Below are 8,637 nucleotides of genomic sequence, written 5' to 3' on the forward strand. Positions count from 1 at the left end.
TGAGGGCTGGCGGCAGCGCCAGCCTTTTCGTTCGCTTGCTACCGGTAACGCTAAGTGTTAAAAGATGCCCCTTTATTAAAATAGACAGGGGTAGGGCGTGAAAAACGCGTCAATCGCATCTGGCCAGCAACAGGCAGATGGCGCGTCGGGAACTGGGCCGACGCTGCAACGGGGTTTGCAAAACCGTCATATTCAACTTATTGCGCTGGGCGGCGCTATCGGTACCGGGCTGTTTCTGGGCATTGGGCCGGCAATTCAAATGGCTGGGCCAGCGGTGCTGCTGGGCTACGGCATCGCCGGGATTATCGCCTTTCTGATTATGCGCCAGCTGGGCGAGATGGTGGTCGAGGAGCCGGTCTCCGGTTCGTTCTCCCACTTTGCCTGGAAATATTGGGGTCCTTTCGCGGGCTTCCTCTCCGGCTGGAACTACTGGGTTATGTTTGTGCTGGTCGGCATGGCAGAGCTGACAGCTGCCGGTATCTATATGCAGTACTGGCTGCCGGACGTGCCGACGTGGATCTGGGCCGCCGCGTTCTTTATCATCATCAACGCCGCTAACCTGGTCAACGTCCGCCTTTACGGTGAGATGGAGTTCTGGTTTGCCCTGATCAAGGTGCTGGCGATTATCGCTATGATCGGCTTTGGCCTGTGGCTGCTCTTCTCCGGCCACGGTGGGGAACACGCCAGCGTCGATAACCTCTGGCAGCACGGCGGCTTCCTGGCCACCGGCTGGCACGGACTGATTATGTCCCTGGCGGTGATCATGTTCTCTTTCGGCGGCCTGGAGCTGATCGGCATTACCGCCGCCGAGGCGCGCGATCCGCAGAAGACCATCCCGAAAGCGGTCAATCAGGTGGTCTACCGTATTCTGCTGTTCTACATCGGCTCGCTGGTGGTGCTGCTGGCGCTCTACCCGTGGGTAAATGTGAAGGCTGACAGCAGCCCATTTGTGATGATTTTCCACGAGCTGGACAGCAACATCGTTGCCTCGGCGCTGAACTTTATCATTCTGGTGGCTTCCCTCTCGGTCTTTAACAGCGGCGTCTACTCCAACAGCCGAATGCTGTTTGGTTTGTCGGTGCAGGGCAATGCCCCGGCGTTTTTAACCCGGGTTAATGCCCGCGGCGTGCCGGTAAACTCGCTGTTTCTCTCTGCGGCCATCACCTCGCTGGTGATCGTCATCAACTATCTGCTGCCGAAAGAGGCCTTTGGCCTGCTGATGGCCCTGGTGGTGGCGACGCTGCTGCTGAACTGGATCATGATCTGCCTCGCGCACCTCAAGTTCCGCGCGGCGATGCGTCGCCAGGGTCGGGTTACGCAGTTTAAAGCGCTGCTCTATCCGGCAAGCAACTATATCTGCATCGCCTTCTTAGTGCTGATTCTGGGGCTGATGTGCACCATCGACAGCATGCGGATGTCTGCGATCCTGCTGCCGGTGTGGATCGTTTTCCTCTTTATCGCCTTCAAACTGCTGCGCCGCAAGGCTCGCTAATCCTCTGCCCGGCGGCGCGCTGCTGGCCGGGCTACGTCCTGTGTATTATTTATCGTGACCCTTCTCTCAGATCTCCTCTAACCCGCAGGCAAACCATTTTGTAATCGATTACTTTTCTACTGTTCACGTTTTGTAATCGATTACTTTTGACAGGTGAGGCGATAAAATGGTGTCAACAACCGCAAGTAGCGCAAAAGGGCAGGTGCACCACCGCCTGCTTGTGCCAAGATTGTCCCTGATGATGTTCCTCCAGTTCTTTATCTGGGGAAGCTGGTCCGTCACGCTGGGCCTCGTCATGACCCAGCACAACATGGCCCTGCTGATTGGCGATGCCTTTTCAGCCGGGCCGATCGCCTCGATCCTCTCGCCTTTTGTGCTGGGGATGCTGGTGGATCGCTTCTTCGCCTCGCAGAAGGTGATGGCGGTAATGCACCTCGCCGGGGCGGCCATTCTCTGGTTTGTCCCTCAGGCGTTGATCGCCGAGAACGGTGCGCTGCTGATTGGCCTGCTGTTTGGCTATACGCTCTGCTATATGCCCACCCTGGCGCTCACCAACAACATCGCCTTCCATAGCCTGGCAAACGTTGATAAGACCTTCCCGGTGGTGCGCGTGTTTGGCACCATCGGCTGGATCGTGGCCGGGGTATTTATCGGCGTTACCGGCATTGCGGCGAGCGTCAATATCTTTATGGTGGCGGCGGCCTGCTCGGTGCTGCTGGCGGTCTATAGCCTGACGCTGCCGCATACCCCTGCGCCCGCCAAAGGGCTGCCGGTGGCGGTGCGCGATCTCTTCTGCGCCGATGCCTTTGCCCTGTTAAAAACGCGCCACTTCTTTGTTTTCTCCCTCTGCGCCATGCTCATCTCCGTGCCGCTCGGCACCTACTACGCCTACACCGCCTCGTATCTGGCGGACGCCGGGGTAGGGGACGTCAGCACCGCGATGTCCTTTGGCCAGATGTCTGAGATCGTCTTTATGCTGGTGATCCCGCTGCTGTTCCGCCGCCTCGGCGTGAAGTACATGCTGCTCATCGGGATGTGCGCCTGGTTCGTGCGCTACGCCTTTTTCGCCCTCGGCGTGAGCGAGGAGACGCGTTTCCTGCTCTATCTCGGTATTTTGCTGCACGGGGTCTGCTATGACTTCTTCTTTGTCGTAGGCTTTATCTATACCGATCGCGTGGCCGGGGAAAAAGTGAAAGGCCAGGCGCAAAGTATGATCGTCATGTTCACCTACGGTATCGGGATGCTGCTCGGCTCGCAGCTCTCCGGTGCGCTCTATAACCGGCTGGTCGCCGGGCAGGCTGTACCCCAGGCGTGGGTCACCTTCTGGTGGATCCCGGCCGTCGCCGCTGCCGTTATCGCGCTGGTTTTCCTTTTTACATTCAAATATGACGACAACGAGCGGGCTTAATTGTGGAGGGTAGTATGAAAACAGTTCAGGGACCGGGGATTTTTCTGTCGCAGTTTATCGGAGAAGAGGCACCCTTTAATACCCTGGAGGGATTGGCGGAGTGGGCAGCGCGACTGGGCTACAAGGCGCTGCAAATTCCCTGTAACCATCGGCATATCTTCGACCTGGAGCTGGCCGCGCTGAGCCAGACCTACTGTGATGAGATCAACGGCACATTAGCAACCTACGGGCTGGTCATCAGCGAGCTGTCAACGCATCTTGAAGGCCAGCTGGTGGCCGTGCATCCGGCCTACGACGCCGCCTTCGATAACTTTGCCCCCGAGCATCTGCGGGGCAATCCCACCGCGCGCAAGGCGTGGGCAGTGGAGAAATTGACCCAGGCTGCCGTCGCTTCACAAAGATTGGGCCTGCGTACCCACGCCACCTTCTCCGGGGCGCTGGCGTGGCCCTACTTCTACCCGTGGCCGCCGCACAATGCGCTGCTGCTCGATGAAGCCTTTGCCGAGCTGGCCCGGCGCTGGCGGCCTATTCTGGATCGTTTCGATCGCTACGGGGTCGATCTCTGCTTTGAGATCCATCCGGGCGAAGATCTCCACGATGGCGTCACCTTCGAGCGCTTCCTGGCCGCCGTGGATAACCATCCTCGCTGCAATATTCTCTACGATCCCAGCCATCTTCTGCTCCAGCAGATAGACTACCTGGCCTTTATCGACATCTACCATTCGCGGATTAAAGCCTTCCACGTTAAGGATGCAGAGTTTCGTCTCAACGGGCGCAGCGGCGTCTACGGCGGCTATCAACCGTGGGTCAATCGTGCCGGACGCTTCCGCTCGCCGGGGGACGGACAGATAGATTTCGGGGCGATCTTTAGCAAGCTGACGCAGTACGGCTACGACGGCTGGGCGGTGCTGGAGTGGGAGTGCTGTCTGAAACAGGGCGACGCCGGGGCGCGGGAGGGCTGCGAGTTTATCCGCCGCCATATTATTCCGGTGGCGGAAAGGGCGTTTGATGATTTCGCGGCGGGCAGCAGCGACCGGGCCAGCGTGCGGGCCATGCTGGGGTTAGGAGATGCGTTATGATTGGCGTAGGCATTGTCGGCAGCGGTTTTATTGGCCCGGCGCACATTGAAGCTCTGCGCCGCCTCGGGGACGTGCAGGTGGTGGCTCTCTGTGACCACGCTCTGGAATCGGCGCAGCAGAAGGCCGCCGCGCTCAACGTGCCCTTTGCCTTTGGCGACATCGACGCCATACTGGCCCATCCAGGGATTGATGTGGTGCATAACTGTACCCCTAATCATTTTCATGCTGACATTAACCGACAAATTTTACGCGCCGGTAAACACGTTTTCTCAGAGAAGCCGCTCTGTATGACCCCGGAGGAGGCCACGGAGCTGGTTGCGCTGGCGGAGCAGGCGGGCGTGGTGCACGGGGTGAGCTTTGTCTATCGCCAGTTTGCCATGGTTCAGCAGGCAGCAAGCCTGCAACGTCACGGCAGACTCGGGCGGCTGTTTTCCGTTTACGGCAGCTACCTTCAGGACTGGATGCTGCTGGAGACGGACTACAACTGGCGGGTAGACGCCGCGCTGGGCGGTACGTCGCGGGCGGTGGCCGATATCGGCTCGCACTGGTGCGATACGTTGCAGTTTGTCACCGGGCAGAGAATTGTCGAGGTGATGGCCGATCTGGCGATCGTCTGGCCAACCCGCAAGGCGCGGCTGGACGGCGGGGCGACCTTCAGCGCCTCTGGAGACGAGGCGCAGTATGAGGATCGCCCGGTCACCACCGAAGATGGCGGCTCGGTGCTGGTGCGCTTCGCCGACGGCAGCAAAGGCTGCTTCAGCGTTTCGCAGGTCAGCGCGGGCCGCAAAAACCGTCTCAGCTTTGAGGTCAACGGCAGCACCTGCTCGCTGGGCTGGGATCAGGAGATCCCCCAGCAGCTGTGGATTGGCCATCGTCAGCGCCCCAATGAGATCCTCACCGACGATCCGGGCCTGATGACGCCCGATGTCGCTGGCAGCGCGCACTTTCCCGGCGGGCATATTGAGGGCTGGCCTGACGCCTTTAAGAACATGATGGCGAACTTCTACCAGGCGGTGCGGGCTGGAACGATGCCGGAGGCCGGTGCCTGTCCGTTTGCCTCTTTTTATGATGGTGCCGACGTGATGTTTATCATTGATGCCATTATAAAAAGCCATCAGCAGCAGCGCTGGGTGCGGGTGGCCCGTTAAAGCGTTGCCCGGCGCACTACCGGTTCGTCGGGCAACGGTTTTATGGTAGCCTGCTATCTAAAGCGCTAATCGCAGGATGTGTCGTCGTTATGTCAATTCAAAAAATCGCTCGCCTGGCAGGAGTGTCGGTAGCGACGGTCTCCCGGGTCATCAACCACAGCGGGTCCGTGAAACCGCAAAACCGCGAGCGCGTGTTGGCGGCGATTGAAGAGAGCAACTACCAGCCTAACCTGCTGGCTCGCCAGCTCCGCACCGCCCGGAGCTATATGATCCTCGTGCTGGTGTCGAATATTGCTAACCCGTTCTGCGCCGAGGTGGTCAAGGGCATTGAAGAGGAGGCGGAGAAGAACGGTTACCGCATTCTGCTGTGCAATACCGGCTCTGACATGGCGCGCTCCCGCTCGGCGCTGACCCTGCTGTCAGGGAAAATCGTCGATGGGATCATTACCATGGATGCCTTCTCTAAGCTGCCGGAGCTGACGACCATGATTGGCCAGGCACCCTGGGTTCAGTGCGCCGAGTATGCCGATGAGGGAAGCGTATCCTGCGTCGGGATTAACGATATCGACGCCTCACGGTACGTGATCCAGCACCTGATTAACCGTGGCCGCCAGCGCATTGCCCTGATTAACCACGATCTGAGTTATAAATATGCTCGCCTGCGCGAGCGGGGCTATAACAGCGTGCTGGAGCAAAACGGCCACGGCTGGAGGGTGGTAGAGTACGCCAGCGAGCTGAGCTTTGATGCCGGCAGAGCGGCGATGGAGACGCTGTTACGTGCCGATGAGCGCCCGGATGCGGTGTTTGCCGTCTCTGATACCCTGGCGGCTGGCGCGCTGCTGGCTATAGCCCAGGCGGGGCTGACGATGCCGGATGACATCGCCGTGGTGGGCTTTGACGGCACGCCGCTGGCCGAGATGGTCTCGCCTCAGCTCAGCACCGTGGCGCAACCCTCCCTGCAGATTGGTCGTAAGGCCGTGGCGCTGCTGCTCAACAAAATCGACAACCCCGATACCCCGACAGAGAGAGTGATGATGGACTGGCGCTTTATCGAACGCGCCAGCGCCTAAGGTTATGACGTTGCAATGGCCGGGCTGCGGTTCAGATGGTGGCGCAGGCCAATGGCAATCGCCGCCAGCAGCAACATCATCACTGCCTCAACGCCGAGAAAACCCATTATTGCCTCGGGATAGCTGCCGTGATGGTGACGCACCAGCACTAACAGCAGCGAACCAAATACCGCCGGGCCAAGGCCCAGCGTCGCCTGCTGGAGGGTGCTGAGCAGGGCGCTGCCCGCTCCGGCATCGTTAGCGGTGATATCACGCATTCCCACCCGGTAGAAGCAGTTGACGATCAGCGCCTGGCCGTAGCCAATCAGCGCCGTAGACGGCACCAGCGTCAGGGCCGTGGTGGCCTGCCCGTAGTAGTGGAAGGTTTCCATCAGCAGCAGCAGGCCGCCGATCTGTACCGCCAGGCCAGAGAGCAGGATCCGTCCCATGCTGTGGCGCGCAATCAGCTTCGGGGCGTACATCGCCGAGAGAAAATAGGCCACGCCGAGGGCAATAAAGCTGTTTCCCGACTGCCAGGGGGCCATTCCCAGGCCGGGCTGCATGGTCAGCGCCATGCAGAACATAAACCCGGACCATGCGCTAAAGAACAGCAGGGCGATCACCATGCCAAAGCGAATGCTGGCGAGCTGCAAAAGGCGCGGCGGCAGCAGCGGGTGTTCGCCACGCCGTTGCTTGCCCAGCGCGCTCGCCCGCATCCACACCAGCAGGGGAAGCGTAGCCAGCAGCATCAGCTGCATCGACCACGGCCAGTGCAGCTCTGGCCCCAGCGCCATGGGAAACAGCAGGCAGCAGAGGATCAGGGCGAGGATAAACGTGCCCTGCCAGTCGATGGGCGAGTGTTCATCGCGACGGGTCTCCGGCACGTAGCGACGGCTCAACGCCAGCACCAGCAGGCCAATCGGCACGTTGATGAAAAAGGCGTTACGCCAGCCCAGCCCGGCGATATCTGCCGACACCAGCCAGCCGCCGCACATCTGCCCGACGATAAACGCGATACCGCCGATGCCGCCGTAGAGGCTAATCGCCCGCGCGTGAGCCGTGCCTTTCAGGGTAACGTGCAGGGTCGCAAGGATCTGTGGAACGATCAGCGCCGCCCCTGCCCCCTGTAGTGTACGGGCCGCCAGCAGGGCGGTAATCGAGTTTGCCATGCCGCACAGCAGAGAGGCGAAGCTGAACACCGCCACGCCCCACATAAATAGACGGCGACGACCGTAGTTATCGCCCAGCTTGCTGCCCATCGCCAGACAGACGGCAAAGGCCACGCCGTACAAGGCGACGATAAGCTCCAGCTGGGTGGCGCTGGCGTGCAGCGATGCGGTGATTGAATCCAGGGCGACGTTGGTGATCGAGGTGTCGATCAGGGGCAGCATCTGGCCGGTTAGCAGCAGGACGAGTCCCGCGCGGCCGGGTGAAACAGTAGACGTTTTCATGGTAGCTCCATTGCGTCATTCAGCGAATGGACGTAGCATCGCTGATTGAATAAACGGGTACCAGTTCCTGATTATACTGGTACTGGCACTACCATGCTGACGATATACTGGAGAGACCATGAGCCTGATGACCCACAGCGAGCTGGACGTTGCCCAGATACGCCAGGACGATCGCCGTAAACAGCTAGGCGCTTTTCTGCGGGCGCGACGGGAGAGCTTAGATCCGCAGCGGCTGGGACTTCCGCGCAGCGGGCGGCGGCGCACGCCGGGCCTGCGCCGGGAGGAGGTAGCCATGCTGGCAGACGTTGGCGTAACCTGGTATACCTGGCTTGAGCAGGGCAGGGAGGTTAATCCGTCGGCCGTGGTAATGCAGGCAGTGGCCGATGCTCTCCAGTGCAGCCCGCTGGAGACGCGGCATCTGTTCCTGCTGGCGGACCTACCGCCGGTGGAGTCAACAAATCTGACGCCGTGCGAAGGGATCAGCCCCGGCACGCGGCGGATGCTGGACAGCCTGCTGCCGCAGCCAGCCAGTATTCAGAAACCCAATTTCGATATCGTGGCGTGGAACGACGCCTTTTGTCGGCTGATGGGCGTCGATTTTGCCACGCTGCCGGAAGACGATCGCAACTGTATCTACCTCTATCTAACCCATCCGGGCTGGCGTAGCCGCCTGGCAAACCGGGATGTACTGCCGACCTTTGTCTCCTATTTCCGCGCGGCGATGGCGGAACATCGGGGTGAAGCGGCGTGGGAGAACAAGCTGGCGCGCTTTTTTGCTGCCTCTGAGGAGTTCGAGTCGCTCTGGCATCAGCGCTATGAGGTGCGCGGGGTAGAGAACCAGATAAAAACCTTCCATCATCCTGATTTAGGCGACTTCCAGCTGCAGCAGATGTACTGGTACTCCGCGCCGCGTAACGGTTCGCGTCTGCTGGTCTATCTCCCAGTCGATGAAGCGGGCGAGCAGGTGCTGGCAAGGCTGTAACGTAGAGTTATGGCTCATGCCGGGCCAG

Annotated in this window: 7 protein-coding genes; 6 read left to right on the forward strand and 1 reads right to left on the reverse strand. The window is 60.2% G+C overall.

The genetic code is table 11. The features are described from left to right. The first annotated feature begins 97 nt into the window (after positions 1 to 97). The 5 genes from pheP (at position 98) to FN633_RS08795 (ending at position 6,197) form a co-directional block, all read left to right on the forward strand. A complete protein-coding gene (gene pheP, locus FN633_RS08775) occupies positions 98 to 1,492 on the forward strand; it encodes a phenylalanine transporter (RefSeq protein WP_154057447.1) in 1,395 nt (464 codons plus the stop codon). 166 nt (positions 1,493 to 1,658) lie between these two features. Then, positions 1,659 to 2,900 carry an MFS transporter gene (locus FN633_RS08780; RefSeq protein ID WP_154057448.1) on the forward strand — a complete coding sequence of 414 codons (1,242 nt, stop codon included), beginning with the start codon at positions 1,659 to 1,661 and terminating at the stop codon, positions 2,898 to 2,900. A gap of 14 nt (positions 2,901 to 2,914) precedes the next feature. Beyond that, positions 2,915 to 3,979 (forward strand): sugar phosphate isomerase/epimerase family protein, encoded by a 1,065-nt coding sequence (locus FN633_RS08785; RefSeq protein ID WP_154057449.1) that lies wholly within the window; start codon positions 2,915 to 2,917, stop codon positions 3,977 to 3,979. Continuing rightward, positions 3,976 to 5,127, forward strand: coding sequence for a Gfo/Idh/MocA family protein (locus tag FN633_RS08790; protein ID WP_154057450.1), 1,152 nt, complete (start codon positions 3,976 to 3,978; stop codon positions 5,125 to 5,127). The genes FN633_RS08785 and FN633_RS08790 overlap by 4 nt, the downstream gene beginning before the upstream one ends. Positions 5,128 to 5,216: 89 nt before the next feature. Then, complete coding sequence (locus FN633_RS08795; RefSeq protein WP_154057451.1) at positions 5,217 to 6,197, forward strand: LacI family DNA-binding transcriptional regulator; 981 nt, start codon at positions 5,217 to 5,219, stop codon at positions 6,195 to 6,197. Between the two features lie 2 nt (positions 6,198 to 6,199). Here FN633_RS08795 and FN633_RS08800 read toward each other — a convergent pair whose 3' ends face one another. After that, positions 6,200 to 7,627 (reverse strand): MFS transporter, encoded by a 1,428-nt coding sequence (locus tag FN633_RS08800; RefSeq protein ID WP_154057452.1) that lies wholly within the window; start codon positions 7,625 to 7,627, stop codon positions 6,200 to 6,202. A gap of 127 nt (positions 7,628 to 7,754) precedes the next feature. Between FN633_RS08800 and FN633_RS08805 the strand changes: the two genes are divergently transcribed. Then, positions 7,755 to 8,609: a helix-turn-helix transcriptional regulator gene (locus FN633_RS08805; protein ID WP_154058872.1), complete on the forward strand. Its 855-nt coding sequence runs from the start codon at positions 7,755 to 7,757 to the stop codon at positions 8,607 to 8,609. The last annotated feature ends 28 nt before the right edge of the window (positions 8,610 to 8,637 follow it).

Origin of the sequence: Pseudescherichia vulneris (genome assembly GCF_902164725.1) — a bacterium.
In the GTDB taxonomy this organism is placed as follows: domain Bacteria; phylum Pseudomonadota; class Gammaproteobacteria; order Enterobacterales; family Enterobacteriaceae; genus Pseudescherichia; species Pseudescherichia vulneris.